Raw genomic sequence first — 26045 nt, forward strand, 5'->3', positions numbered from 1 at the left:
GTCGCGCTTCACTGATTTATGGCGAGGCTACCAGCCGGTAGCCGATACCGCGCACCGCCTGGAGGAACAGCGGATTGGCGGGGTCGGTCTCGATCTTGCGCCTGAGGCGGTTGATCTGCACGTCGACGGCGCGCTCGTTGACGCTGCCATTGCCGGTCAGCGCACTGCGCGGCACGGTCTCGCCCGGCGTCTCCGAGAGGATGCGCAGCATCTCGCGCTCGCGGTCGGTGAGGTGGATGACCTCCTCGCCCTGGCGCAGCTCGCCGCGATCGAGATGGTAGACGTAGGGGCCGAACGCGATCTTCTCCACCGCTGTGGCCTGCGGCGGCGGAGCGGCGCGCTTGAGGATGTTGTTGATGCGCAGCGCCAGCTCGCGCGGCTCGAACGGTTTAGCCACGTAGTCGTCGGCGCCGATCTGCAGGCCCTCGATGCGCGCTTCCGCCTCGTGTCGTGCCGTCAGCATCACGATCGGCACCGAGGAGGATGTCCGGATGAAGCGGGCGAGATCGAAGCCGGTCTCGCCAGGCATCATCACGTCGAGGATCAAGAGGTCGAAATGCAGGCCCAGCAGTTTCGAGCGTGCATCGCCGGCACTCGCGGCGGTGGTGACGCGGTAGCCCTCGGCGGCGAGGAAGCGCGACAGCAGATCGCGGATGCGGCGGTCGTCGTCGACGAGCAGCAGATGCGGGGCGTCATCGGCCGGGCGAGCCGGCGGGCGGGCGAGCGTGGCAGCGAGCGGCACGGTCACTCCTTGGCGTCGTGGTTGACGGAAGCGAAGATCGTTTCGAGCACCTTGTCCGGATCATCGCGATCGATCATCGCGCGCAGGAAGCGCTTGACCGTCTCGGCATCCTGCGGAGCCATTTCGGCGAGCGCCTTGGTGATCCGCGTGGTCTGCAGCCCGGCGAGCTTCTGCACCAGCGCCTCGCCCTTCGGCGTGGCGTAGAGCAGGCGCTGGCGGCGGTCATTGTCGCCGGTCTTCTGCACGATGTAGCCCTCGTCCAGCAGCTGCTTGAGCACGCGGCCGAGCGACTGCTTGGTGATGCGCAGGACGTCGAGCAGGTCGGCGACCTTGAGGCCGGGATAGCGGTAGACGAAATGCATGACCCGGTGATGGGCGCGGCCGAAGCCGAAAGCCTCCAGCTCCTGGTCGGGATCGCCGACGAAGTCGCGATAGGCGAAGAACAGTAGCTCGATGATATCCCAGCGCAAATTGCCTCCGTCGTCTGCGGCCGGCCTGGGCTCGGCGGCGTCGTGAGAGGAAGTCGCGAAATTTATGTCAGGCATATTGACGTATCTTGGGTTCAATGTTACAAAACGATTGACCAGCACGAAATTTTAGATCGTTTCGCGCGGGGTGGCATCGAAGCAGGGCGGCTGGAGAGAGCCGGACAGGCGACGACGGCCGGATCAGATCTACCGTGCGATTGTCGAGCGGCGTTTCGACAAAACATACTGGACTTCCGCGTTCCGCAAAAGCATGTCCTGCCGGACATGCTGGCCACGGAAACCGGCCGTAACAAGGCTGGCGGTGGTTCGGCCCAAAACCAATCAAGCCAGCCGGGCCCGAAAAGGGCAGGCCGGCGCCAGAACGGCGTCGCCACCGGCAAGCGGGAGGCAAGGACATGAGCATGAAATTCGACATCCAGCCCGCATCCAATCCGACGCCCGAGAAGGACCGCGTGGCCAAGCTGGTGGACCCCGGCTTCGGACGGGTCTTCACCGATCACATGGCGATCGTCCGCTACAACCAGGCCAAGGGCGGCTGGTACGAGGCACGTGTCGAGGCACGCGCCAACTTCCAGATGGATCCGGCCGGGGCGGTGCTGCACTACGCGCAGGAGATCTTCGAGGGTCTGAAGGCCTACAAGCGCGACGATGGCGGCGTGAACCTGTTCCGTCCCGACGCCAATGCGCGGCGCTTCAAGGACTCCGCCGACCGCATGGCGATGGCGCAGCTGCCCGAGGACGTCTTCATCGAGGCGGTCGAGCAGGTCGTGCGCATCGACCGCGCCTGGATGCCGGGCGGCGAGGGCAGTCTCTACCTGCGGCCCTTCATGATCGCGAGCGAGACCTTCCTCGGCGTCAAGCCGTCGTCCGAATATATCTTCGCCGTCATCGCTTCGCCGGTCGGCTCCTACTTCAAGGGCGGTCCCGCGCCGGTGTCGATCTGGGTGTCCGAAAACTACACGCGCGCCGCTGTCGGCGGCACCGGGGCGGTCAAGTGCGGCGGCAATTATGCCGCGAGCCTGCGCGCCCAGGCCGAAGCGATCCAGCATGGCTGCGATCAGGTCGTCTTCCTCGACGCGGTCGAGCGCCGCTACATCGAGGAGCTCGGCGGCATGAACGTGTTCTTCGTGTTCGACGACGGCTCGCTCTCGACGCCGCCGCTCGGCACCATCCTGCCCGGCATCACCCGCGATTCCATCATCGCGCTCGCGAAGGATGCCGGCAAAACCGTGCGCGAGGAGCCGTATTCGCTCGACCAGTGGCGCAAGGATGCCGCCAGCGGCAAGCTGAAGGAAGCGTTTGCCTGCGGCACCGCCGCCGTCATCTCGCCGATCGGCAAGGTGCGCTCGGTGAGCGGCGATTTCGAGATCAGCGGCGGAGCCGCCGGTCCCGTCGCCATGGGCCTGCGCAAGCAGCTCGTCGACATCCAGTACGGCCGCACCAACGATCCGCACAACTGGATCCGCAAGGTGTTTTAAGATGCGGCGATGCGCGTTTCCCCTCTCGTGAGGAGAGGGGAAACGCGCATCGTTTGTGGTTTTTCGTGCACTGAACGTGCCGTTGCCGACATGCGACAAAGTCTGGACACATCTGGACATCAGGACATCGCGACCATGGCAACGAAACTCTCCCAACCCGCGAAATGGGTCGTTCTCGCCGCAATCACCGGCGTTTCCGTTTTCGGCATTCTGACCATCGGCCCCACGCACGAGGTGGTCGCGCAAGACCGCTCACCGATCGTCGACGTCCGCACCAGCGATCCCGAGATGAATGCCGCGATCGCGCGCGCCCGTGGCTCGCTTCCAACCTTCTGGGCCTCCTACGAATCGCCAAAGCCGTCGGAGGCCGGGCACGCCCTGAAGGTGCGCTTCTCGACCCGCAAGGGCGGGGAGCACATCTGGATCGGCGAGGTGAAGAAGCTGCCGAATGGGGCCTATTCCGGCCTGTTCGCCAACGAGCCGCGCGACCTGCCGGGCAAGCGGGCAGGCGACAAGGTCGAATTCGGCGAGGCCGACATCTCGGACTGGATGTTCATGCGCAACGGCAAGATCGTCGGGGGCGAAACCATCAAGCCGACGCTGAAGTCGCTGCCGAAGGCGGACGCGGATGCCCTGAGGGCGCGGATGGAGAAGCCTTAGGGCGAGGCAGCAGTTGCCGCCCCCTGCGTCGGCTGGTAAATGCCGCGCATGGCCGAGAAACCCAAAAAACCCCAGAAACTGAAGGCGCGGTTGCCGCGCGGGCTCGAGGATCGCGATCCCGCCGCGATCCGGGCGACGCGCGAGATGGTCGAGAAAATTCGCGCCGTCTACGAGCTCTACGGCTTCGAGCCGGTGGAGACGCCGGCGATGGAATACACCGACGCGCTCGGCAAGTTCCTGCCCGACCAGGACCGTCCGAACGAAGGCGTGTTCTCGTTCCAGGACGACGACGAGCAGTGGATCAGCCTGCGCTACGATCTGACGGCGCCGCTCGCCCGCTACGTCGGCGAGCGCTACGGCACCGACGCTCTGGTCTTGCCCTACCGCAGCTACCGCGTCGGCTACGTCTTCCGCAACGAAAAGCCGGGCCCCGGCCGCTTCCGCCAGTTCATGCAGTTCGATGCCGACACGGTCGGCTCGGCGACGCCGGCGGCGGATGCCGAGATCTGCATGATGGCGGCGGACACGATGGAGGCGCTCGGCATCGCGCGCGGCTCCTATGTCGTGAAGGTCAACAACCGCAAAGTGCTCGACGGCGTGCTGGAAGCCATCGGGCTCGGTGGCGACGAGAACGCAGGCCGCAGGCTGACCGTGCTGCGCGCGATCGACAAGCTCGACAAGTTTTCCGCCGACGAAGTGCGTAAATTGCTCGGCCCCGGACGATGGGACGGCGGCGAAGAAGGCAAAGGCGACTTCACGAAGGGCGCCAACCTCAGCGCGGCGGAAGCTGATGTCGTTCTCGCCATCACCAGGCCGCGCGAGGATTGGAAAGAAGCCATTGCCGCGGCCGAAACCTACCTCGCCAAGAGCGAGATCGGTCAAGCCGGCGTCATCGAGCTGGAAGAGATTGCCAAGCTGGTCACGGCGTCGGGTTACGGTGCGGACCGCATCAAGATCGATCCGTCCGTCGTGCGCGGTCTCGAATACTACACCGGCCCCGTCTACGAGGTCGAACTGCTGCTCGAGACCAAGGACGAGAAGGGCCGGCCCGTGCGCTTCGGCTCGGTCGGCGGGGGCGGGCGTTACGATGGCCTCGTCTCACGTTTCCGCGGCGAGCCGGTGCCGGCGACCGGCTTTTCGATCGGCGTCTCGCGCTTGCAGGCCGCACTGACGTTGCTCGGCAAGCTCGACACGCGGCCGGAATTCGGGCCCGTCGTCGTCACCGTGTTCGACCGCGACCGCGTCGCCGACTATCAGAAGATGGTGGCATCCTTGCGCACCGGCGGCATCCGCGCCGAGCTCTATCTCGGCAATCCCAAGAACATGGGCAACCAGCTCAAATATGCCGATCGCCGCAACAGTCCCTGCGTGATCATCCAGGGCTCGGATGAAAAGGCGCGCGGCGAGCTGCAGATCAAGGATCTGATCGAAGGCGCGAAGGCGGCCGCGGCGATCGCCTCCAACCAGGAATGGCGCGAGAGCCGACCGGCGCAATTCTCGTGCAGTGAAGCCGATCTCGTCGCCAAGGTGCGCGAGGTCCTGGCCCGCCATGACGACAGCAACAGGGAGAAAACGATGCCTGAGATCACTGTCAGCATGGCCGAAGGCCGCACCGACGAGCAGAAGGCCGGCATGATGCGCGACATCACCCAGGCGCTGGTGAAGAATCTCGGCGTCGACGCCGATGCCGTCGTCATCCAGATCAACGAAGCCCCGCTCCGCCACAAGATGAAGGGCGGCAAGACGTTCGTGGAACGCGCGGCGGCCGCGAAGAAGTAGCCACTGGCGGTTCGGCATTCACCGCTGTCGTCCCGGATCAGCGCTCGCTACGCTCGCTTGTCCGGGACGACAGCGGAGTTTGAGGCACCATGGACGCACGCGATTTCATCAAGGTCGGCATGAGCGCCGAGCGCATGCTGGTGGTCCCGGCGGAGCGCACGGTCGGGCATTTCGTGCCCGGCATGCCGATGGTCTACGCGACGCCGATGATGATTCTGGAAATGGAGATGACGTCGGGCGATGCGATCCGCGCCGCGCTTCAGCCGGGCTGGGTCACTGTTGGCACCGAGGTCGATATCCGCCATCTCGCCGCCGCCCTCGTCGGCGCCACGGTGCGGACCACCGCGAAGGTCGTCGCGGTCGAGCGCCGCGTCATTCGGTTCGAGGTCGAAGCGTTCGAAGGCCCGCGCAAGCTCGGCGAGGGCCGCCACGCGCGCGGGCTTGTGAATGTCGAGATGTTCAACAGGCGGTTAGTCGCGGGCACGACGCCGTAGGGTAGGCAAAGGCGCGAGGCGTCGTGCCACGGGTCTCTCCACGCTTGCGATTGAAATGGTGGGCACGCTTTCGCTTTGCCCGCCCTACGGCACCGTCCTACTTCGCCAATTCTTTCGACCGCTTGGTCGCCGCTGCGATCGCGCGAATCATGAGATCGCGCAGGCCAGGATCGCCCATCAGCACACCGAGCGCTGCGGCGGTGGTGCCGCCGGGCGAGGTGACGTTCTGGCGCAGCGTGCTCGACGGCAGCTCCGACTGGTGCAGCAGCTCGCCGGAGCCGGCGACGGTTTCGCGCGCCAGCCTGGTCGCGAGCGACTCGGGCAGTCCGGCCTCGACGCCGGCGCGCGCGAGCTCCTCGGCGAGCAGGAACACATAGGCCGGGCCGGAGCCGGAGACGGCGGTGACCGCGTCTATCAGGCTCTCGTCATCGACCCATTCGACCGAGCCGGTGGCGCGCAGCAGCGCGTCGGCCACCGCGCGCTGCGCGGCGCTGACGTTATTCGCGGCGACCGCAACGGTGATGCCGCGGCCGATCGCGGCCGGCGTGTTCGGCATCGCGCGCACCACGGCGCCGCCGCAGACCTGCTGCAGCGAGGCGATCGTGGTTCCCGCCATGATCGAGACCACCGATGTCTTGTCCGAGACGAACGATTTCAGTTTGGCGCCGGCCTCGCGGAACATCTGAGGCTTCACCGCGACGACCAGCGTCTCGACCGTGCCGACCGTGGCTGCATCGGGATTGAGCGCGACGCCTTTGGCTGCGAGCGCGGTGATCTCGGGCGAAATGTGCGGATCGACCACCGCGACGCGGCGCGGATCGAGCCCGCCCGAAAGCCATCCGGTCAGCATCGCCCCGCCCATCTTGCCCGCGCCGGCGAGCAGGATGGTGCCGGTGATGTTTTGGAGGGTGCTGCTATCTGCCACTGCGATCACCTTGCAAACGGTGTCGTCCCTGCGAACGCAGGGACCCCTAACCATCGGCGGTTCTAGTGGATCGAGAGCAGAGCAACAAGCCGCGCGCCACAAGAGGCATCACGCGGTATGGGTCCCGGAGCTTCGCTTCGCTCGTCCGGGACGACGGCGGAGGGCGGGGCGAGCCCTACGCCTCTCCCACCGTGTCGAACATCGCCGCGTCCATCGCTTCGGTCGTGGTCTTGCCCGCCCACACCACGAACTGGAACGCCGGGAAATAGCGCTCGCAGGCGTGGATGGCGCCGGCGAGCATGGCCTCGCATTGCGCGGTCGAGGCGGTGAGGCCGCCGGGCAGCACAAGGGCCTGGCGGTGCATGATCATGCCGGTGTTGGTCCACAGGTCGAAATGACCGACCCACAGCTGCTCGTTGACCGCGGCGACGAGCCGCTGCACCTCGCCGCGGCGCGCGACCGGAATCTTCATGTCGAACGCGCAGGCCAGATGCAGCGCCTCGATCTCGCCCATCCAGGTGAAGGAGATCTGGTAGTCAGTCCATTGTCCCTTGGAGACAATGGTGAGCTCGTCTTCGCCGGAGCGTTCGAACGGCCAGTTGTTGCTGGCAGCGATATCCTCGACCACCGCGAGCGGATGGCTTTTGGAATCGATAGTGCTTTCGAGCAGGGACATGCCGTCTCGACCTCTTGCCTTTTTGTTGTCCTTGATACGCACGCGGTCGGCCCGGCACGCTCCCTCAACGTCGCTGGTGCGATCCCTCGGATCAGCGCGGGCCTGTCGCGGATCAAGTGATGTGATTTGCGGAATCTGCGCAACGGGGTCCCGAGTCCGTCCACAAGTCAGGACTCGTTCGTCCACAGCTCATCTCCGCCACAATTCTTAACGGGGACGTCCTCGATCCCGATGGATGAGAACAAACCGGAATCGGATTCGCGGGGGAGGGCGGCATTCGTTAATTCCGCCGCGCGAGGGCCGTGCCGCCATGACGGCATGGGACCATGCGCTTTCCCCATGCGGAACACGCTTGCTGCGGCCGCCGGCTGGCGTCATATTTCCCGTCAGGCCGTTCATCCCGGACGGCCGATGTTCTCAGGGCGGGGTGAAAGTCCCCACCGGCGGTAAGGGCCGAAAGGCCTAAGCCCGCGAGCGCCTTGCCTAAGGTCTTCTTGCCGAGGGGAAGGGTCAGCAGATTCGGTGCAACTCCGAAGCCGACGGTTAAAGTCCGGATGAAAGAGAACGGTCGGAGGCAGACGCATCGCAAGATGCGGCTGTTTGTCGTTCCGTGTGCCCTGATTCTGGTCCTTAAGAAGGAAAGCCATGAATCAGATGCTGCAAGACCCCAAAACCGAAACTTCCGAAGTCAGCCAACCGCCGGTTCCGCAAGGCCCGGCGCCCGACCACCCGCGCTTTGCCAAGCCGCAGCGGGTGGCCTTCGTGCAGGCCTGCTGGCACCGCGACGTGGTCGAGGAGGCCCGCATCGCCTTCATCAAGGAAGCCGAGGCGCGCCATCTCACCCATGTCGACGTGTTCGAGGTGCCGGGCTCGTTCGAGATCCCGCTGCACGCGCAGGTCCTCGCCAAGACGCGGCGCTACACCGCCATCGTCGCGGCCGGCCTCGTCGTCGATGGCGGCATCTATCGCCATGAGTTCGTCGCCGACACCGTGATCAAGGCGTTGATGGACGTGCAGCTGCGCACCGAAGTGCCGGTGTTCTCCGCGGTGCTGACGCCGCAGCAATTCCACGAGACCGAGGTGCACTACGACTTCTTCCGCAAGCATTTTGCGATCAAGGGCGTCGAGGTCGCGGCCGCTTGTGCAGAGACGTTGCTCGGCCTGGAGCGGCTGCGCGGCCAGGTCGCTGCGGGGATCGTGGGGTAGGGCAGATGGTCATTCCGGGGCGTGCGTAGCACGAGCCCGGAATCCATTTATCTACACGGATCGCTGAAAGATGGATTCCGGGCTCGCCTCTCCGAGGCGCCCCGGAATGACAGCTGATGATCAGTCGAACAGGCTCGACACCGATTCTTCCGCCGCCGTGCGTGCGATCGCGTCGGAGATCAGGCTGGCGATCGGCAGCGTGCGGATATTCGGCGCCTTGGTCACCGCCTCCGTCGGCAGGATCGAGTCGGTGATCACGAGCTCCTTCAGCCGCGAGCCCGCGATGCGGGCGGCCGCGCCGCCGGAGAGCACGCCGTGGGTGATGTAGGCGTAGACGTCCTTGGCACCCTTGGCGATCAGCGCGTCGGCCGCGTTCACCAGCGTTCCGCCGGAGTCCACGATGTCGTCGATCAGGATGCAGGTGTAGCCGGCGACGTCGCCGATCACGTTCATGACCTCGGATTCGCCCGCCCTCTCGCGGCGCTTGTCGACGATCGCGAGCGGGGTGTTGATGCGCTTGGCGAGGCCGCGCGCGCGGGCCACGCCGCCGACGTCGGGCGAGATCACCATCGTCTTGGAGAGGTCGAACCTCTCCTTGATGTCGCGCACCATCAGTGGCGCCGCGTAGAGGTTGTCGGTCGGGATGTCGAAGAAGCCCTGGATCTGGCCGGCGTGCAGATCGAGCGTCATGACGCGATCGACACCGGCCTGCGTGATCAAATTGGCGACCAGCTTGGCCGAGATCGGCGTGCGCGAGCCCGACTTACGGTCCTGCCGGGCGTAGCCGAAATAGGGCAGCACCGCCGTGATGCGGCGCGCCGAGGAGCGGCGCAGCGCGTCGGTGATGATCAGCAATTCCATCAGATGGTCGTTCGCCGGGAACGAGGTCGACTGGATGATGAAGGCATCCGAGCCGCGGACGTTCTCCTGGATCTCGACGAAGATTTCCATGTCGGCGAAGCGCCGCACCACCGCTTTGGTCAGCGGCAGGTCGAGGCCCTGCGCGATCGCCTGCGCGAGGGCCGGATTGGAGTTGCCGGCGACGAGCTTGATGGAGCCGTTTTTGGCCGACATGGACGCTTCCTCCCGCGCTTTGCTGGATACGACGTTCAACATCTCAGATCCCACTGGAAGCACGGTTACGACGGGCGAGGAAATATCAGGCCGGGGGCTGCGATGGCAACCCGGGATGCTACGTTTTCCCTTCGAAAATCCTGAGTCGGGCCAACGGCTTGGCCGCAACTTGAGGCCGTGGTTTAGCGGGGGTTATCGCTCGGCATAGCCGAGTGCCGTGGCCGGCATCTCCGCCACTGGGCCCTGCGGGATCACGCTCGCCACCGCCGGGCCCCGCAAGCCCGGAGCAGCGCCAGGTGTATCCGGCGTTCCGTTGATCATGTTGGAAAGTCCGCTGAATCCGGCCTGGGCGATCTTCCGCAGCACGAGGTCGTCAGCGGCTCCCCAGGGATCGCGGCTGCCTTTGGTCGAGGTCGGTTCCTCACCGGAGAGGCGCAGTGCCCGCTGCTGGTTGGCGTCGTAGACGTCCCAGACCCAGGCGATCACCGTCTTGCCGCGCACGATTTGGGCGGAGAGATAGCTGCGCACGCGGAAGGCAGCCGAGCCCTCGCGGGAGACGACGGACAGGCTGCGCAGCTTGGATTCGCTGTCGAGCACGCCGACCATGCGGTCGAACACCTGCGGCGGCGGCCCGTCGATCGATTCGAAGGCGACCGTTGCCCCAGAGCCGGCGCTCGGCGCCATTGCATAGGAGTTGGCGGCCCCACCGCCGCCGGCGCAGCCGCCAAGCGCGGTCGCTGCCCCGAGCAGCATGACCGCCAGCACGCGCGAACCCGCACGGCCCAGGATGAATGACGCGTCCCTCATTATGGAGGGCAGCGATATCGTTAAAATCGATTAAGGTCTAGGGCGGGAGCGACACAACACGCGGTCATTCCGGGGCGCGCCACTTGGCGCGAGCCCGGAATCCATTTCGCCGCGTGAACTGCCGCATGATGGATTCCGGGTTCTCGCTTCGCGAGCCCCGGAATGACACAGAGTGTTGCCTTTGTGTTCACCCCTCCAGCGCGATCGCGTGGACGTGGCGGCCGTAATCCGGCTCCTTGCGATGCACCGAGCGGCGATAGCTGAAGAAGCGCTCGTCGGCGTAGGTGTCGACGCCGAGATCGTCGATCATCAGGATGCCGGCGGCCTCCAGCCGCTTGCGGATGAAGCCGGCAAGGTCGAACATTGCGTGTCCCTCGCGCGCCGACGGGATGAAGTACATCGCGTTGTCGGCATCGGCCTCGATGAAGCGCACGACGAACTCGTTGCCGACCTCGTAGCTCTCCTGCCGGATCAAGGGGCCGATCGCGGCGATGATGCCGCTGCGCGTGGCGCCGAGTTTCTCCATCGCCAGAATCGTCGCTTCCAGCACGCCCGTCAGCGCGCCCTTCCACCCCGCATGCGCGCCGCCGATCACGCGCGCATTGGGGTCGACGAACAGCACCGGCCCGCAATCGGCGGTGGAGACGCCGAGTGCAATGCCGGGCGTGTTCGTCACCAGCGCATCGCCCTTCGGCCTCGGCCCGTTCGGCCATGGCGCCTCGGCGACCAGTACGTCGGGCGAATGGATCTGGTGCAGGCTGAGGAAGCGCTCCGGCGCGACGCCGACGTGCTCGGCCATGCGGCGGCGGTTTTCCGCGACAAGGGTCTGGTCGTCATTGGAGCCGAGGCCGCCGTTCAGCGCGGAGTAGATGCCTCCCGAGACACCTCCCTCGCGGGTGAAGAATGAGTGGCGCAGTCCGGGCACGGCGGACAGCAGTGACGAAGACAGCGTCATGAATCGCCTCCGGCCTGTTCGAGATCGCTGAGGCCGGCAATGCCTGTCAGCCGCGGCTCGGAGATGCCGAGCACCTTGAACATCGAGCCCATGCCGCTGCGCCCGGTGTCGGTCAGCCGCTTGAGGGCGATCGAAATGTCAGTGGCGACCTCCGGCGTTGCCTTCTGCATCAAGGCGGCAGCCCTTGTGTCGATGCCGATCCGCTTGAGGAAGTCGCCTTGCGTCACCGGTCCGTGCACGCGCGCGCCGAGATCCTCGGCCGCGCGCGCCAGCGCCTGGAAGTCGACATGTGCGGTGACGTCGGCCTGGCCCGGCGCCTTCAAGGGATCGGCGAAGGTGTGGCGCGCAATCGCCTGGAACGTGTCGCCGGCATCGCTGCGCAAATGGCCGTAATCGATGATCAGCGCGGCGCCGTCCTGGTCGCGCACGCGCGTGGCGAGCTTCATGATCTCGCCGTCGGGCCGCCATTCGAACACGGCGCCGACGGGCGCGGCGCGCACCAAGGGCGGCAGCAGCACGTCGAAGCGTGGCGTCGGTTCGGACGCCGCGCCGAATTGCAGTCTTCCGTTGCCGTCGATCTCGATCACGCGCTCGTGCCAGCCGTTTTCGTGGCGGACCATCTGGTGGACCGGCAGCACGTCGAAATATTCGTTGGCGAGGATGATGCTCGGTCCCTCAGGCACGTCGTCGATGCTGTCGTGCCAGGCGATGTTGCGCACGCCCGACAGCGTCGCATTCTGCCGCTCGCGCAAGACGGGATTGACCTCGACCATGTGGATATGAAGCGCCTGGTAGAGCGGCGGCAGCACGCGAAGGGCGCGCAACGCGTCCGCCATCATGGTGCCGCGGCCGGGGCCGAGCTCGATCAGCCGCAGGAATTGCGGCGAGCCCATCTGCTTCCACACCGAGGCGGTCCATAGTCCCAGCAACTCGCCGAACATCTGGCTGACTTCGGGCGCGGTGGTGAAGTCGCCCTCACGCCCGAGCGGGTCGCGCGAAACGTAATAGCCATGGCGCGGATGCATCAGGCACAGTTCCATGTACCGCCAGACCGGCATGGGGCCCGAGGATTTGATCAGCGCCTTGATTTCGTTGAGCAGCGGCTGTTCGGTCACGGCTATCTTCTCGAAAGGAATTAACGAATGGCCCCTGCGGGCTTCGGCGCAGCGCGCCTGACTGCCAATACAATAAGTATGCCGCCCACGATAAGCATCGGGATCGACAGCAGCATGCCCATGGTTAATCCGCCCCAGAGGAAGCCGAGCTGCGCGTCCGGTTCGCGGAAGTGCTCGCCGGCAATCCGGGTCAGACCATAGATCAGGATGAAGGCGCCGAGGATCATGCCCGGCCGCTTCAGCGCGCCGAGCCGGATCATCACCGCGAGCACGGTGAACAGCAGGATGCCTTCCATGCCGGCCTCGTAGAGTTGGCTCGGATGGCGCGGCAGCTGCGTTGGATCGTTGGGGAAGATCATCGCCCAGGGCAGGCTCGCATCGGTGGCGCGGCCCCACAATTCGCCGTTGATGAAGTTGGCGATGCGCCCGAGCAGCAGCCCGACCGGGGCGACCGCGGTGGTGATGTCACCGAGCGACAGGATCGAGATGCCATTGCGAAAGGCGAACCACATCACCGCGACGACGCAGCCGAGGAAGCCGCCATGGAAGGACATGCCGCCCTCCCACAATCGGAAGATCGCGGCAGGATGATCGATGAAGAAAGGCAGGTTGTAGAACAGCACGTAGCCGGTACGGCCGCCGAGAATGATGCCGAGCGTGACCCACAGGATGAAGTCGTCGATCTGCAGCAGCGACATCGGGGCGGGGCCGCCCCACAGGCGCTCCTTCTTCAGCAGCGAGCGCGCATAGAGCCAGCCGAACACGATGCCGCAGATATAGGCCAGCGCGTACCAGCGGATCGCGAACGGTCCGATCTCGAGCGCGATCGGCTTGAAGGCGGGGAAGTCGATGAGAAGAAGCTGCATCTCGCCTTCTATATCTGGACGAGATTGCGGCGATAGAGCGCCAAGAGACGCTCCCAATGCCGCTCGGCGGCGTCGCGGTCATAGACCGGGCGCTTGGGGAAGGCGAAGCCGTGATGCGTGCCGGGATAGATCTCGACCTCGGCTTTCGCGCCGTTCATGCCTTCTTTGACTTTCTCGATAACCTCCGGCGGCGCGTAGACATCGGTCTCGGCGCAGGCGAAATAGAGTTCGGCCTTGGTCTTAGCCGCAGCCAGGTGCGGGCTGTCGGCCTGATCCGTTGCCAGCTGCACGCCGTAGACCGAGGCGGCCGCCTTGACCCTGTCAGGGAAATGCGTGGCGGCGTTGATGGCGTAGCGGCCACTCATGCAATAGCCGACGGTGCCGACCAGTCTGGTGTTCGCGGCCGCCTGGCCCTCGGCATAAGCGAGCAGCGCCCTGGTGTCGTCCATGATCATGGGAATGGTGAGCGAGCCCATCAGCTGGAACATGCGCTTGCGCTCCGGCGCGTTGGGATCGGCCGGCAGCGCGCCGAGCTCCATCACGCCGGAGCGGTAATAGAGGTTCGGCAGCATCACGTAATAGCCCGAGGTCGCGAGCCGGCGCGCCATGTCGCGCAGCTCTTCGCGGATCGCCGGCGCGTCCATGTAGAACAGGATAACCGGAAACGGCCCGCCGCGTTCGGGATGGCTGATGAAAGTTGCGGTGTGGCCGTCCCTGGTGGGGATCGCGATCTGCTGGTCGATCATCTCTTGTCGCCTTGTGATTCTTCTTATGCAGGGACGTTGAATACGATTGCAAGGAAACCGGGGCATGACAAGGATACCGCCGATCGGGCCTTGAACCGGCCCAATCGGATTGCCATTGTGTTTCGGAGCGTTCGCGCAAAGTTTATCGGAGCTTCAGGAGGCCGAAATGACCCAGACCAACAACCGGTTTTTCGACGAGATCGGCCGCCTGATGAACGATGCCGCCGGCGCGGCCCAGGGCGTCAAGCGCGAGTTCGACACGGTGATGCGCACCCAGGCCGAAAAATTCCTGCGCGACATGGATCTGGTCAAGCGCGAGGAGTTCGAGGCGGTCAAGGACATGGCCCGCCTGGCGCGCGAGGAGAACGAGGCGCTGAAGGCGCGCCTCGCGGCGCTGGAGGCCAAGCTCGGCGGGTAGAGCCGGTCCCGCAGCCTGGATGGAGCGGAGCGCAATCCGGTCAGTCTCGCCTGTTGCGCAAGTCCCCCGGATTTCGCTCCGCTCCATCCGGGGCTACTCCGTGCCGCCCGGCAGCCCATTCTCCTTGTCATTTCCGCATCTTCCGGGTAAAAGCCCGCCAGTTCGTGGCCCCCGCACCCCTGGAGGCTTGCTGCGAACGATGCCATGGGCCGCGCTGCGGCCCATTAACTTTTGCAAAAACAAGGACTTAACGACATGGCGACGACCGTCAAGGAATTGAAGGCGACCGCACGTCCGAAGAGCGGCAAGGGGGCCGCCCGGGCTGAGCGTCGCGCCGGGAAAGTGCCCGGAGTGATCTATGGTAACAAGCAACCCCCGCTCCCGATCTCGGTTGACGATCGTGAACTGCGCCAGCGTATCCTCGCCGGCCGGTTCCTGACCACGCTGGTCGACATCGATCTCGACGGCAAGAAGCACCGGGTGATTCCGCGCGACTACCACCTTGATCCGGTCAAGGATTTCCCGATCCATGTCGACTTCATGCGGCTCGGCGAAGGTGCCACCATCCGCATCAGCGTTCCGCTGCACGTGGTGAGGGCAGAAGGTTCGCCCGGCGTGAAGCGCGGCGGCGCCGTCAACATCGTCGCCCATGCGATCGAGCTCGAATGTGGCGTCGAGAGCATTCCGCAGTACATCGAGGCCGACGTCGGCTCGCTCGAAATCGGTCACTCCCTGCATCTGGCTGACATCAAGCTGCCGGCCGGCGTGAAGGCGCTGACCCGCGAGGACGCGACGCTCGTCACCATCGTGCCGCCGTCCGGCTACGCCGAAGAGCAGAAGGCCGCGGCTGCGGCTGCAGCTCCTGGCGCTGCTGCGGCAGCTCCGGCGGCTGGCGCTGCGGCTCCGGCTGCGGGTGCTGCTGCTCCGGCGGCGGCTGCCAAGGCTCCGGCCGGCGGCGACAAGAAGAAGTAATCTCTCAAAGCTGGCGCGCGGTCTCTGATCGCGCGCCGAGCGAGGGGCGCGCCGCGTCATGCGACTCTTTGTTGGGCTCGGCAATCCCGGCGCGAAATACGCACGTAACCGGCACAATATCGGCTTCATGGCCGTCGATGAGATCGCGCGGCGTCATGGTTTCGCACCATGGCGCCGTCGTTTTCAGGCCGAGACCTCGGAAGGCACGCTCGGCACTGAGCGCGTGATCCTGCTCAAGCCCACGACCTATATGAACGATTCCGGCCGCGCCGTGCAGGAAGCCGCAAGCTTCTTCAAGATCGCCATGGGCGACGTCACTGTGTTTCATGACGAGCTCGAGCTGCCGCCGGGCAAGGTGCGGGTGAAGATCGGCGGCGGCATCGCCGGCCATAACGGCCTGCGCTCGATCTCGGCGCATATCGGCAACGACTATCGCCGGGTCCGGCTCGGTATCGGTCATCCCGGCGTCAAGGAATTGGTGCACGGCCACGTGCTGTCGGACTTCGCCAAGGCCGACAACGACTGGGTGACGACGCTGCGCGAGGCGGTGGCCGAGCACGCCGCACTGCTCGCCAAGGGCACGGATGCGACCTTCGCCAACAGGGTGCATCTCGCCATGCAGGCGAAGGGATTTTTGACCAAGGACGACAACGGCAAGGAATAACGCTCGTGGGATTCAAATGCGGGATCGTCGGATTGCCCAATGTCGGCAAGTCGACCTTGTTCAATGCGCTGACCGAGACGGCCGCGGCGCAGGCCGCGAACTATCCGTTCTGCACCATCGAGCCGAATGTCGGCGAGGTCGCGGTGCCCGATCCGCGGCTCGACAAGCTCGCGGCGATCGCCAAGTCGGGACAGATCATCCCGACCCGGCTGACCTTCGTCGACATCGCAGGGCTGGTCCGCGGCGCCTCCAAGGGCGAAGGTCTCGGCAACCAGTTCCTCGCCAACATCCGCGAGGTCGACGCCATCGCGCATGTCGTGCGCTGCTTTGAGGATTCCGACATCACCCATGTCGAGGGCAAGATCGCCCCGCTCGCCGACATCGAGACCATCGAGACCGAGTTGATGCTCGCCGATCTCGATAGCCTCGAGAAGCGTGTCGACAACCTCACCAAGAAGGCCAAGGGCAACGACAAGGACGCCAAGGAGCAGCTCGACCTCGTCAACCGCACCCTGGTGCTGCTGCGCGAGGGCAAGCCCGCGCGCCTCGTCGAGCGCAAGGCGGAGGAGGAGCGCGCCTTCGGCATGCTCGGCCTGTTGTCGTCAAAGCCCGTGCTCTACGTCTGCAACGTCGAGGAAGGCTCGGCCGCGTCAGGCAATTCGTTCTCCAAGGCGGTGCAGGAGCAGGCCGCCAAGGAAGGCGCGGTTGCCGTCGTCATCTCGGCCAAGATCGAATCCGAGATCGCGACCATTTCGCGTGAGGAACGCGCCGACTTCCTGGAGACGCTGGGCCTTGAAGAGGCCGGTCTCGATCGCTTGATCCGTGCCGGCTACACGCTGCTCGACCTCATCACCTATTTCACCGTGGGCCCGAAGGAAGCGCGCGCCTGGACCATCTACCGCGGCACCAAGGCGCCGGGCGCGGCCGGCGTGATCCATACCGATTTCGAGAAGGGCTTCATCCGCGCCGAGACGATTGCGTTCGAGGATTACGTCGCGTTGGGCGGCGAAGCCGGCGCGCGCGATGCCGGCAAGCTCCGCCTCGAAGGCAAGGAATACGTCGTCGCCGACGGCGACGTGATGCATTTCCGGTTCAATACGTAAGGGCTGAATCTCGTGCCCCGGACGCAGCGCAACGCTTCTTCAGCGGTGCGCTGCAGAGCCGGGGCCCAGAAGCTTCGAATTGTGGATGCATGGGTCCCGGCTCTGCGTCGCGTCATTTCATGCCGCGCCGCGTCCGGGACACGAGAGCCTCACCGCATCCCGCTGCCCTGGTCGCGGATGGCGCCGAGATGTTCGTTGATGCGGAAGACGATCAGGATCAGCTCGGCGAGGATGCGCGAGAACACGATTCCGACGACGACGCTCGCGATCGACGACAGCAGCACCAGGAAGCCGCCGAACGGGCTGATCGCCATCGCAGCCAGCCCTGAGAAGATGCCGGAGAGGCCGAACAGGCAGATCAGCGCGATCACCAGCCAATAGAAGGTCTTGATGATCGTCGGCGTGATGAAGCGGTCCCACTGAAACAGATCGCTGAATGAAAACATTGCTCTCCCCAGGGCATCGGGCCTTGGTAATGGATCTCTGGCCCTCGGTTGATCCGACTCAAGACCAACGCCGCCACCCCGTATGTAGCACGAGCCATGCGGGCCGGCGGGTTGAGATTGCCGCAAAGTGCGGCCACAATCTGTCATTTCCGCTAGCCAATCCCAAGATGACCCTGACCTTCGAAGATTTCCCGCCCGGCCGGTTCGGAACATTCGGCCCGCGCCACGTCACCCGCGACGAGATTCTGGCCTTCGCGGCCGAGTTCGATCCGCAGCCGATGCATCTGGACGAGGAGGCAGCAGCCAAGAGCATGCTGCGTGGCTTGTCCGGCTCGGGCTGGCACCTCTGTTCGCTGATGATGCGGATGATGGCGGACGGTTTTATTACCCGCGCCGCGTCGCTGGGGTCTCCCGGCGTCGACGAGGTGCGTTGGCTCTCGCCGCTCAGGCCGGGTGACGACCTGACACTCGATGTCGACGTGCTGGAGGCCCGCACCTCGAAGAGCCGCTCCGAGCTCGGCATCGTCAAGTTCAAATGCACCGTACGCAATGCCCAGGGCCAGGCGCTGGGCGAGATGACCTCGCCGATCCTGATCAAGCGGCGCGAGGGGGCGGCCTGATGCGGTTCTTCGACGACATCGAGATCGGCCAGCGCCGCGAGATCGGCGCCTATACGTTCACGGCCGAGGCCATCAAGAATTTCGCCGCGAAGTTCGATCCACAGCGTTTTCATCTCGACGAGGAGGAGGGCAAGAACTCGCTGTTCGGCGGGCTTGCCGCCTCGGGCTGGCATGTCGGCTCGGCCTGCATGAGCCTGCTTGTCGCCGACGGCCAGCGCCTGGCGCGCGAAGCCGTAGCGCGCGGCGAGGAGGTTGCGGTGTGGGGCCCCTCGCCGGGCTTTCGCGACCTGCGCTGGATCAGGCCGGTGCTCGCCGGCGACACCGTCGCTTACGTCAACGTCGTCACCGACAAGCGCACCTCGGCCTCGCGCCCCGGCTGGGGCATCCTGACCGCCCGCACCACCGGCACCAACCAGCGCGGCGAGGAGGTCTATTCCATCACCGCCAGCGCCTTCGTGCCGATGCGCGCAAAGAGCGGTTAGACCTGTTCCAGGATGAACGGGCAAATGAGTGCGCGAGTGTTGCCCGCGCGCTATGGACGCGATTCCGGGCGGCTGCCATAAGCCTGCGCAACATGGATTATCCGCGAAGCAGTTGGCGGAACCATCGAGTTGCTAACCAATTATGAACCTGTCGCTGTCTAATTGAAACGAATTGGGCAGAGTACAGGGGACGAGGACCATGGCAGATCGCGGCGCACTCAAGCTTGTCGGATTTCTCTTCGCTACCGCGACGCTGGCAGTGATGCTGGTCGCCGGCATGGTGGTGAAGGGCTATGCCGATGGCGCCTACACCCTGGAAGCCTCGGCCGTCGACGCGAGCCGGTAATAATCTGTTAAGTTTTCGGGGCCGGAAAACGGCCCCGCCTCAGCGGCTGTAGACGAACGCCAGCACCGCGATCGCAACCACCAGCAATCCGACAAAGCGCAGCATGATCGTGCCGAGCTGATTGGGCGCGGGCCGCAGCGAGATCGGGTCCGTGTTGTCGGGCCGAATGCTTTCCATGAAATGTCCCCCGGCCCGGCCGCAAGAGAAGCGGACGCTTGGCATTGGTCGTCGGGGACGGGTGGGGGGTTCAATAGCGCACCGCATGGCTACGGTGACGGTGTGAACGTGCGTCCACCGTCTTATGCGGCCTTTTTTCAGCCACACCCACCGCCGTCATGCCCCGGCTTGACCGGGGCATCCAGTACGCCGCGGCGGAGGTGGGGAGAGCGAGCCCGCCAACGCCGGCCCTGGGATACTGGGTCGCCCGCCTTCGCGGGCGATGACACTTGTGTTGAGGAACGGGGTGCGGACCCCCGGCTACGCTTGTACGACACCCAGAATCAAAACCGCCGCGCACCCTTCCGGGGACGCGGCGGCTCGGTGGTGCTTGGCGCCAGTGCTTAGCTATTGCGCAGGCCGTCGGCGGCGCGCTTCCACTGCGCGACGTTGTCGGCGATCATCCGCGTCGACTTCATCGCGGCCTGGCTGAGCTGGGCGTAGCCGGAGATCTCGCGCTGGACGCGCTGGCCCTCGGCATGCAGCAGGTCACGCAGGCTCTCGAGCTCCGAAATCAGATTCTCGATCTCGGCGAGCGAGGTGCCGGCGACGCGCTGGATCAGCGAGTTGACGTTGGTGACGGTGGCCTCCGCGCTCGGATCGAGCGGGGGCGCATCCGTGGTCGTCGCCGCCGGACGGCGCAGATAGGCGATGTCGTTGCGGACGAAGTCGCGGATGCCGGCTTCGACTTCCGTAACTGCAGCGAGGTTGGTGTCGACCGTCTCGGTCTCGGCGGCTTCGGTCTTTTCCGGACGCATGGCGTTCATCGTTATTCCCCTGTTCGCGTTGAGCGCAGCGCGAGTGTCCCCCGCACGACGACGTCTGTGAGGCAGCCCGCATCAGGGCGCCGGAATTGGGCCGCAAATGGGCCGAGATGCGGCAAGGGCGGACCATTCGGGGGTTTTGCCGTGGCGTATGGTTACGAGAGTCTGAATGGCGGTAACGCGCGTCGGAACCCATCCCCTCATGCTGAGGAGCGCGCCCCTTCGCGTGCGTCTCGAACCATGCCGGCCCCGCTCTCGCAGCGCGGCCTCGATCCTTCGAGACGCGCCGCTTTGGAGCGCCCTCAGGATGAGGGGCAAAGAGTAGAGGCTTGGCCTACCAGCTCTTCTTGAAACCCGCCGTCACGCTCTTGTTGATCGCGCCCTGCGAGGTCTCGCCGACCGAGCCGGAGACGGTGACGTTGTCGAACAGCTTTTGCTCGGCGCCGACCTTGCGCAGCCATTTGTCGTCGGTGGTCGACAGCGTCTGGCCGGCGGTGACGCTGGTGCCGGTGTCGGTGAGGGTGACCTTGGCGGATTGGTCGGTCCCGTAATTGCGGGTGATGTGGCCGCCGATGCCGGGGACCGCACTCGTGCCTTGCTGGTTGACGCTGTAGCCGTTCTGCAGCGTCAGCGAGGTGTCGCCGGACAGCGGCACCGATTTGGTCAGCGAGGCCCCGAGCTTGCTCTGTTCCGAGCCGGGATCGACGCGGGCTTCCACCGCGGTCTTGTCCCAGATTACTCCGGCGCCGGGCGCGGTCGCCGTCGCCCAGGCGCTGCCGGAGGATTGCGGCAGGTTGCCGCCATTGGTGGCCTTTTGCGCCAGCAGCTCGGACATCGTCCGCGGCTCGCTGGTCACCGTCATGTCGGCGCCGATCCGCGTATCCCAGAACGAGAACACGGACTGTTTCACCGTCACCGCCGAGGAGCCGTTCGCATTGGCATTCGACGACCAGTCGAGGCCGTCCTTGGCTGCGGCCTGGGCGCGCTTCTTGGCGGCGATGGGATCAATGCCGGTGCCGGCGTCGACCGCGAGCTGACTCCAGTCGAGCTTGTCGACGTCGATGCCCTTGAGCACGTCGGGGTCGTTGACGTCGGGGGCCTCTGCCGTCTCGGTCTCGGCCTCGTCGGACGCGGCCGCGGGTGGGGAGAAGGGGGGAATGATCTGCGCCGAAACCGTCAGCACAGAGCCCAAGATGAACGCGGCCGCCAGCACCGGCAGCCTGGTCCAGCCACAACCTGTCGAGAATTCCATCGTCCTGCCCGCCAACCCCAGCGCACGTTGTCCGCCAATATAAGACGGTCCTTGGTGATGACCATGCGCCATTCGGTCTGCTTGCATCAATGCGGATTTATCGTTGCGAAATTGTGGCAACTCGCGTGGGGGACGCGAACCAACGGGCCGCGCGAGAGGCGCGCGCCCGACGACGAGCTTCCGGCACGACGGCATCCGGCGGGGCTGGAGGCCAGGACGTCGTGTCAGGCATTGTCATCGGTCCCGAACAGCGGGGCCCGTTGGCGTCCCCCTCAACCGACGCTGGTCATCTTCGGCAGATGAATGGCGCGGCCGAGTGCCTGCTCGACCAGGTCGAACGTGTCGATCAGGACGCGCATGCTGGTGAGCTTGCCCGCCCTGAACTGGGCGAACTGCGCGACCCGCAAGCTGATCGGCTTGTTGGAATCCAGTGCCGTCAGCGAATAACGCAGCATCGAGGCGGCGGAATCGACGCCCAGCATGATGCTCTCGCGGTCGAAGCGGCGGACCTGGAAATTGTCGGCGAGCTGGCGGATGACGTCGAGCACGGCGTCCTTGCCCTGGCGCGCGCCGAGGAACGGAAACATGTCGATCGGGCCGTAGAGTGCCCACTCGACGTCCTCGTCGATCAGGGCCTCGATGTCCTCGAAATGCCGGTCGTTGATCGCGCGGTGCAACGCACGCGAGAAACGCCAGAGGCTGTGCTCTGTCATTTTGGGCAGTCCTGAAGCTGGCTTGCGGAAACGGAAAACGACCCCATGCGCAGTCAGGCGATGGGGCTCAACTCATTTGTATACGAACAAAATACCCGATTTCGGCCAAAACGCAATTCACGTTTTCGCAATGCACAATTGATGGCGAAATGTGAGATTTGCAATAGAACCCCGTAATCTTCCGGCCCGTCGCCGAGAAATCCGGGCCGCAGCGGCCTAAAACTCCACCGCCACCCCGGCGCGACCGACGTTCATCCCGCCCGCATTGGCGAAGCTGCCTTGCACCATCAGCGGCATGGCCGACGAGAGGTTGAGACGGTGAGCCACGGCGACGCCGACGCCGGTCTGCCCCTGGAAGAAGCCGGTGTTGAGCGAGACCGTGGTGCGGCCGGGACCAGACGGCGTGGCGGCGACGGCGAGAGCCGCCGTGGCCGCAATACCGCGGCGCGCCTCCAACTGGTTGGTTGTGATCTGGCTCTGCAGTCCGCCGAGCTGGCTCTGGAAACCGGACGTGATGCCGCTGAGCTGGCTGACATTGACGGCGTCAGTCGGGGCGATGCCGGCTGCGACGTTCGTGATGCGACGCTCGCCGCCCGCGGTGCCGACGGAGACGGTGTTCGCCGCCGTCGCCACCGAGCCGGTCCCGATCGCCACGGAATTCGTGGCCGCCGCCTGCACGACGGCGCCGGCGCCGAGGGCCGTACCGCCGGCGGCTGCGACCGTGGCGCTCTGTCCGACCGCGACAGCATTGGCCGTCGTCGCACTTGCCGAATTGCCGAGCGCGGTCGACGACGACACGTTGGCCGTGCCGCCGGTCGCCACCGCGAAGTCGCCGAACGCCGCGCCGCCATTGGCGGCCTGGGCGGCATTTCCGACCGCCACGGAGCCGGTGGCGACGGCGCCCGTTCCCATCGCGATCGCGTTGGGACCGCTGGCGATCGCGCCATTGCCCTGGGCAATCGCGTTCACGGCCGTCGCCTGCGCACCTGTTCCGAGCGCAACGGCGTCGCTCGCGCTGGCGATCGCACCGCTACCCTGTGCGATCGCATTCGCGCCCGTTGCTTGCGAGCCGTTGCCGATCGCAACTGCATTGCTGGCTGACGCATAGGCGGCAAAGCCGGCCCCGCTGCCGATATTGCCGCCGATCGCGATCGCATTTGCCCCTTGCGCCTGCGCATTACCGCCGACCGCCGTGGCATAGGTCTGGCCGGATGCTCCCGTGCCAGCCTGGGCGCCGGCGCCAAGTGCGGTGGTGCCCTCGTTGCCGAAGCCGCCGCCGGCATTGGCGAGGGCGCCGAACGCGCTGGCGATGCGGCCGGTGGCGGTGGCCGTGTCGCCGACGCCGGCCGCACTGTTGCCGAGGACGGTCGTGGCGACGCCGACGGCGATGGCGCGGGACCCGTTGACGGTGTTGGAGACGCCGATCGCGAAACTGCCGTTGGTATTGACGGTGTTCGAGGTGCCGAACGCGCCGCTGTTGCTGCCCGTGATCGAATTGCTGCTGCCGCTCGCGATGCTCGACGTGCCGTTGATCGTATTGGCGGTGCCGAACGAGCCGCTGTTGTTGCCGGTGATGGTGTTGCTGCTGCCGGCCGCGATGCTGGAGGCGCCGCTGACGGTGTTGGCGGTGCCGAACGCTCCGCTGCTCGCGCCGGTGACGCTCGAAACGGATCCCACCACGGTGGAGTCCGAGCTGTTGGCGACGGTGCTGCCACCGATGGCCACGCTCCGCGTTCCGAACGACTGTGCCGGGGTTGCGCCGACACCGTCGCCGCCCCCGATGGCCACACTGTAATTTCCACGGGACAGGACTTCGACCAGGGCGGAGGGATTGGCGCCCGCGCCGATCGCCGTCGAGTACGCCCCGACGGCACCGGTGGTCGAATTGGCATTGGCGCCGATGCTGGTCACGCCCGAAATGATGGCGGTCGTGCCCGCGAAGCTGCCGATGGTCGTTGTGTTGTCGCCGATGGCAAAGGCCCCATAGCCGGAGGCCGTGGCGCCGCCCGAAACGCCCGCAGTCGCGCCGGTGGCGATAGCACCGGTGCCGCAGGCCGTATCGTGCGGGTTGGTGGCGGTCGCACTCGCGCCGCTCTGCGGCTCGCCGCCGGTGGCGCTCCCCCCGCAGACGAATTGCGCCGCAGCCGGGCGGATCGCCTCCAGCGAGGCGAGCGCCACAACGGCGGCGCCGATCATGAAGGCAGCGACAATGTCACGGCGCCGCGCGCCGGTCGAGCGCGAGCACAGAGGCGCGAAGAACATGGTGTTGCTCCCTCGGACCACCAAATCGTGGTCGCTTGGGACGAATCTAGCTGCAATGTTCCCTGCAAGGAACATCAGGCAACACCGACCGCACACGCGCCCGGCGAGTGTGGCTGGCCCGACACAGCCGGGCCGTCACCTGTCGCGCGCGGCTCGAGGGGGCTAGTCCGGATAGGCTCGCGCGCCCGTGATCAGCGGCCCGATCTCGCGCTCCAACACCTGCTGCACCAGATCGTAGGAATCGATGATCTCGCGGATCTCCGCCACCAGCCCGCCGCGGAAGGTGTAGAACACGGCCATGTCGAACTGCACGATGCGGTCGTTGCTGCGTTTCCTGAAATAGGCCTGCATGTAGGTCGCGACCGCCTCGCCTTCGGCAAGGATGTGGGGCGCCTTGTAGCGGATCTCCGAATAGCGCGACCAGACCGTCTGCCAGAGCGCACGCAATTCGGCCTTGCCGTGGCGCGGCACCAGGTGCGGCAGCACGTCGATGGGCGCATGGGTGAGGAAGTCGACGTCGTCGGTGCAGCACGCCAGCGCGGCCTCGAGATCGCCGCGCGCGAAGGCGTCGAGCAGATGCAGCACGCGTTGCCTGTTCAGCTTTTCAACCGTCATGCTGCTCCTGCCCTCGCTGGCCGTGCTTTGCAAACGCCTATCGTGCGGCTCGCGGGTCCATCGATCCGCAAAATCACAGGGTGATTGCAGGGTATGACGCGCGAGCACAATGCCCGGTTCATGGGGTGCAATTGCGGGTTGCGTGCGTTTCCGCATGCAAGAATTCGCTCGGCGCTTTGCGTCCTGCGTGACGCCGCGGGCACATCGCGGTCGCATCCTGCCATGCGCCGGGCGTTGGAACCCGGACCCATCGGCGCCCGTTGAGACGCCGATATCGCATCCGGAGACATCGATCCATGAAAGCCCCGCTTTTCGCCATCGCCGTCGCGCTTCTGATGCTTGGCGCGACCTCCGCCGCCAACGCCAAGGGCTGCATCAAGGGCGCCGTCGTCGGCGGCGTCGCCGGTCACTACGCCGGCCACCACGGCGTCCTCGGCGCCGCCGCCGGCTGCCTCTACGGCAGGCATCACGCCAAGGAACAGGACAAGCAGCGGCAGCAGCAGGGTCAGGTGAACGGGCAGGGCAAGCTGTAGGGGCGACCTCGATCCGCAGCGGCAGTCTGCTCCCTCTCTGCGCAAGCGGGCGAGGTGAAGAAGGGCGCGTGATCCATCTCACATCACCCCGTTCCCGATGCGCCTAACGTCATCGGCATGTCATCAGGGAGACGTGCCATGGCTGCCCTCGCCACCGTCAGAAAGTCCCGCCTGCACAACGCGCTCGAAGGCCTCGCGCTGACCGCGATCCTGCAGAGCTTCCCGACCTTCGCCGCTGCCGCCTTCCTGCTCAAGCTCTGCGGCAACCACGATCTCGTCGGCGATCCCGGCGTCGCCATCTTCGTCGCCATCGCCTCGCTCGCCCACGCGATGTTCGCGGTGACCTTCGGCCCGAGCTTCCCGGCCTTCTTCAAGACCGTCTATGAACCAAAGTTCTTCGAGGCCCATCTGTCGCTGTCCGACAAGATCACGGCCTGGCGCACCCAGCCCGTCGCCTCGCTGCAGCTCGTGACCATCGTGCTGCTGCTATCGGTGATGGCCGTGGTGACGGCGAGCGTGGGATGAGAGCGAGTCTGTCTCGTCATTCCGGGGCGCCGCAATCTGTCCGCCGAAGCTCGAAGAGTGAAGGCGGAAGCGGCGAGCCCCGAATCGATAACCACGACCGGTG

At 65.7% G+C, this 26045-nt stretch carries 31 protein-coding genes and 1 riboswitch; of the genes, 14 read left to right on the forward strand and 17 right to left on the reverse strand.

The genetic code is table 11. The features are described 5' to 3' along the window. Nucleotides 1-16 precede the first annotated feature (16 nt). Both AABA86_RS32120 and AABA86_RS32125 read right to left on the reverse strand, forming a co-directional pair. Nucleotides 17-748: a response regulator gene (locus AABA86_RS32120; protein ID WP_094973056.1), complete on the reverse strand. Its 732-nt coding sequence runs from the start codon at nt 746-748 to the stop codon at nt 17-19. Continuing rightward, nucleotides 745-1287 carry a MarR family winged helix-turn-helix transcriptional regulator gene (locus tag AABA86_RS32125; protein ID WP_246550251.1) on the reverse strand — a complete coding sequence of 181 codons (543 nt, stop codon included), beginning with the start codon at nt 1285-1287 and terminating at the stop codon, nt 745-747. The genes AABA86_RS32120 and AABA86_RS32125 overlap by 4 nt, the downstream gene beginning before the upstream one ends. Before the next feature lie 338 nt (nt 1288-1625). Here AABA86_RS32125 and AABA86_RS32130 point away from each other — a divergent pair, with 338 nt between their 5' ends. The 4 genes from AABA86_RS32130 (at nt 1626) to AABA86_RS32145 (ending at nt 5641) form a co-directional block, all read left to right on the forward strand. Then, complete coding sequence (locus tag AABA86_RS32130; RefSeq protein ID WP_212248410.1) at nt 1626-2708, forward strand: branched-chain amino acid aminotransferase; 1083 nt, start codon at nt 1626-1628, stop codon at nt 2706-2708. Between the two features lie 135 nt (nt 2709-2843). Then, the gene (locus AABA86_RS32135; protein WP_338309627.1) at nt 2844-3368 is read left to right on the forward strand and encodes a YegJ family protein; all 525 of its coding nucleotides are present in this window, start codon (nt 2844-2846) and stop codon (nt 3366-3368) included. Nucleotides 3369-3416: 48 nt separating this feature from the next. Further along, nucleotides 3417-5147 carry a histidine--tRNA ligase gene (hisS, locus tag AABA86_RS32140; RefSeq protein WP_338309628.1) on the forward strand — a complete coding sequence of 577 codons (1731 nt, stop codon included), beginning with the start codon at nt 3417-3419 and terminating at the stop codon, nt 5145-5147. A gap of 89 nt (nt 5148-5236) precedes the next feature. Continuing rightward, a complete protein-coding gene (locus AABA86_RS32145) occupies nt 5237-5641 on the forward strand; it encodes a thioesterase family protein (protein ID WP_212248407.1) in 405 nt (134 codons plus the stop codon). Nucleotides 5642-5738: 97 nt separating this feature from the next. Here AABA86_RS32145 and proC read toward each other — a convergent pair whose 3' ends face one another. Both proC and AABA86_RS32155 read right to left on the reverse strand, forming a co-directional pair. Further along, on the reverse strand, nt 5739-6620 hold the full coding sequence (gene proC, locus AABA86_RS32150; protein WP_338309629.1) for a pyrroline-5-carboxylate reductase: 882 nt from the start codon (nt 6618-6620) through the stop codon (nt 5739-5741). Between the two features lie 121 nt (nt 6621-6741). After that, nucleotides 6742-7242 carry a YbjN domain-containing protein gene (locus AABA86_RS32155; protein WP_212248406.1) on the reverse strand — a complete coding sequence of 167 codons (501 nt, stop codon included), beginning with the start codon at nt 7240-7242 and terminating at the stop codon, nt 6742-6744. A 409-nt stretch (nt 7243-7651) separates the two neighbouring features. Beyond that, nucleotides 7652-7812, forward strand: a riboswitch (FMN riboswitch). Nucleotides 7813-7887: 75 nt separating this feature from the next. Here AABA86_RS32155 and AABA86_RS32160 point away from each other — a divergent pair. After that, a complete protein-coding gene (locus AABA86_RS32160; RefSeq protein WP_212248405.1) occupies nt 7888-8448 on the forward strand; it encodes a 6,7-dimethyl-8-ribityllumazine synthase in 561 nt (186 codons plus the stop codon). A gap of 120 nt (nt 8449-8568) precedes the next feature. Here AABA86_RS32160 and AABA86_RS32165 read toward each other — a convergent pair whose 3' ends face one another. From AABA86_RS32165 to AABA86_RS32190, 6 genes are all read right to left on the reverse strand, one after another. After that, complete coding sequence (locus tag AABA86_RS32165; protein WP_212248404.1) at nt 8569-9522, reverse strand: ribose-phosphate pyrophosphokinase; 954 nt, start codon at nt 9520-9522, stop codon at nt 8569-8571. 192 nt (nt 9523-9714) lie between these two features. Further along, nucleotides 9715-10329, reverse strand: coding sequence for a hypothetical protein (locus AABA86_RS32170; protein WP_338309630.1), 615 nt, complete (start codon nt 10327-10329; stop codon nt 9715-9717). Between the two features lie 187 nt (nt 10330-10516). Beyond that, complete coding sequence (pgeF, locus tag AABA86_RS32175; protein WP_338309631.1) at nt 10517-11284, reverse strand: peptidoglycan editing factor PgeF; 768 nt, start codon at nt 11282-11284, stop codon at nt 10517-10519. Next, nucleotides 11281-12399: a class I SAM-dependent methyltransferase gene (locus tag AABA86_RS32180; protein WP_338309632.1), complete on the reverse strand. Its 1119-nt coding sequence runs from the start codon at nt 12397-12399 to the stop codon at nt 11281-11283. The genes pgeF and AABA86_RS32180 overlap by 4 nt, the downstream gene beginning before the upstream one ends. 20 nt (nt 12400-12419) lie before the next feature. Beyond that, nucleotides 12420-13265, reverse strand: coding sequence for a prolipoprotein diacylglyceryl transferase (gene lgt, locus AABA86_RS32185; RefSeq protein WP_338309634.1), 846 nt, complete (start codon nt 13263-13265; stop codon nt 12420-12422). Nucleotides 13266-13273: 8 nt separating this feature from the next. After that, a complete protein-coding gene (locus AABA86_RS32190) occupies nt 13274-14011 on the reverse strand; it encodes a dienelactone hydrolase family protein (RefSeq protein ID WP_212248399.1) in 738 nt (245 codons plus the stop codon). Nucleotides 14012-14177: 166 nt separating this feature from the next. Here AABA86_RS32190 and AABA86_RS32195 point away from each other — a divergent pair, with 166 nt between their 5' ends. The 4 genes from AABA86_RS32195 (at nt 14178) to ychF (ending at nt 17168) form a co-directional block, all read left to right on the forward strand. Then, nucleotides 14178-14429, forward strand: a complete 252-nt coding sequence (locus AABA86_RS32195; RefSeq protein ID WP_212248398.1) for an accessory factor UbiK family protein — start codon at nt 14178-14180, stop codon at nt 14427-14429. 255 nt (nt 14430-14684) lie between these two features. Further along, nucleotides 14685-15401 (forward strand): 50S ribosomal protein L25/general stress protein Ctc, encoded by a 717-nt coding sequence (locus AABA86_RS32200; RefSeq protein ID WP_212248397.1) that lies wholly within the window; start codon nt 14685-14687, stop codon nt 15399-15401. A 58-nt stretch (nt 15402-15459) separates the two neighbouring features. Further along, entirely contained in the window at nt 15460-16065 is a 606-nt protein-coding gene (pth, locus tag AABA86_RS32205) for an aminoacyl-tRNA hydrolase (protein ID WP_338309636.1), read from the forward strand. A gap of 5 nt (nt 16066-16070) precedes the next feature. Continuing rightward, nucleotides 16071-17168: a redox-regulated ATPase YchF gene (gene ychF / locus AABA86_RS32210; protein ID WP_338309637.1), complete on the forward strand. Its 1098-nt coding sequence runs from the start codon at nt 16071-16073 to the stop codon at nt 17166-17168. A 149-nt stretch (nt 17169-17317) separates the two neighbouring features. Here the strand turns inward: ychF and AABA86_RS32215 are convergent, their stop codons facing one another. Further along, nucleotides 17318-17614, reverse strand: coding sequence for a DUF4282 domain-containing protein (locus tag AABA86_RS32215; RefSeq protein WP_135164855.1), 297 nt, complete (start codon nt 17612-17614; stop codon nt 17318-17320). Nucleotides 17615-17781: 167 nt separating this feature from the next. Here AABA86_RS32215 and AABA86_RS32220 point away from each other — a divergent pair, with 167 nt between their 5' ends. The 3 genes from AABA86_RS32220 to AABA86_RS32230 all read left to right on the forward strand — a co-directional run bounded on the left by AABA86_RS32220 (nt 17782) and on the right by AABA86_RS32230 (nt 19062). Then, entirely contained in the window at nt 17782-18234 is a 453-nt protein-coding gene (locus AABA86_RS32220; RefSeq protein WP_338309638.1) for a MaoC family dehydratase, read from the forward strand. Then, the gene (locus tag AABA86_RS32225) at nt 18234-18716 is read left to right on the forward strand and encodes a MaoC family dehydratase (protein WP_338309639.1); all 483 of its coding nucleotides are present in this window, start codon (nt 18234-18236) and stop codon (nt 18714-18716) included. Before AABA86_RS32220 ends, AABA86_RS32225 begins: the two co-directional genes overlap by 1 nt. A 199-nt stretch (nt 18717-18915) precedes the next feature. Then, on the forward strand, nt 18916-19062 hold the full coding sequence (locus tag AABA86_RS32230) for a hypothetical protein (protein WP_028140176.1): 147 nt from the start codon (nt 18916-18918) through the stop codon (nt 19060-19062). 39 nt (nt 19063-19101) lie between these two features. Here AABA86_RS32230 and AABA86_RS32235 read toward each other — a convergent pair whose 3' ends face one another. The 6 genes from AABA86_RS32235 to AABA86_RS32260 form a co-directional block, all read right to left on the reverse strand. Beyond that, nucleotides 19102-19239, reverse strand: a complete 138-nt coding sequence (locus AABA86_RS32235; protein WP_164936752.1) for a hypothetical protein — start codon at nt 19237-19239, stop codon at nt 19102-19104. A 383-nt stretch (nt 19240-19622) separates the two neighbouring features. After that, nucleotides 19623-20045, reverse strand: a complete 423-nt coding sequence (locus tag AABA86_RS32240; protein ID WP_028140177.1) for a hypothetical protein — start codon at nt 20043-20045, stop codon at nt 19623-19625. 331 nt (nt 20046-20376) lie between these two features. After that, nucleotides 20377-21294 (reverse strand): hypothetical protein, encoded by a 918-nt coding sequence (locus AABA86_RS32245; protein WP_338309640.1) that lies wholly within the window; start codon nt 21292-21294, stop codon nt 20377-20379. A 272-nt stretch (nt 21295-21566) separates the two neighbouring features. Then, nucleotides 21567-22007, reverse strand: a complete 441-nt coding sequence (locus tag AABA86_RS32250) for a nuclear transport factor 2 family protein (protein ID WP_038947455.1) — start codon at nt 22005-22007, stop codon at nt 21567-21569. A gap of 216 nt (nt 22008-22223) precedes the next feature. Then, the gene (locus AABA86_RS32255; protein WP_338309641.1) at nt 22224-24269 is read right to left on the reverse strand and encodes a YadA family autotransporter adhesin; all 2046 of its coding nucleotides are present in this window, start codon (nt 24267-24269) and stop codon (nt 22224-22226) included. A gap of 162 nt (nt 24270-24431) precedes the next feature. Then, nucleotides 24432-24884 carry a nuclear transport factor 2 family protein gene (locus AABA86_RS32260; RefSeq protein WP_338309642.1) on the reverse strand — a complete coding sequence of 151 codons (453 nt, stop codon included), beginning with the start codon at nt 24882-24884 and terminating at the stop codon, nt 24432-24434. 296 nt (nt 24885-25180) lie between these two features. On the opposite strand from AABA86_RS32260, the gene AABA86_RS32265 reads away from it, so the two are divergent. Together AABA86_RS32265 and AABA86_RS32270 are read left to right on the forward strand one after the other, a co-directional pair. Further along, nucleotides 25181-25417: a hypothetical protein gene (locus AABA86_RS32265; protein ID WP_338309643.1), complete on the forward strand. Its 237-nt coding sequence runs from the start codon at nt 25181-25183 to the stop codon at nt 25415-25417. 138 nt (nt 25418-25555) lie between these two features. After that, the gene (locus tag AABA86_RS32270) at nt 25556-25942 is read left to right on the forward strand and encodes a hypothetical protein (RefSeq protein WP_338309644.1); all 387 of its coding nucleotides are present in this window, start codon (nt 25556-25558) and stop codon (nt 25940-25942) included. The last annotated feature ends 103 nt before the right edge of the window (nt 25943-26045 follow it).

This window comes from Bradyrhizobium sp. TM233 (assembly GCF_036247965.1).
Lineage (GTDB): Bacteria > Pseudomonadota > Alphaproteobacteria > Rhizobiales > Xanthobacteraceae > Bradyrhizobium > Bradyrhizobium ottawaense.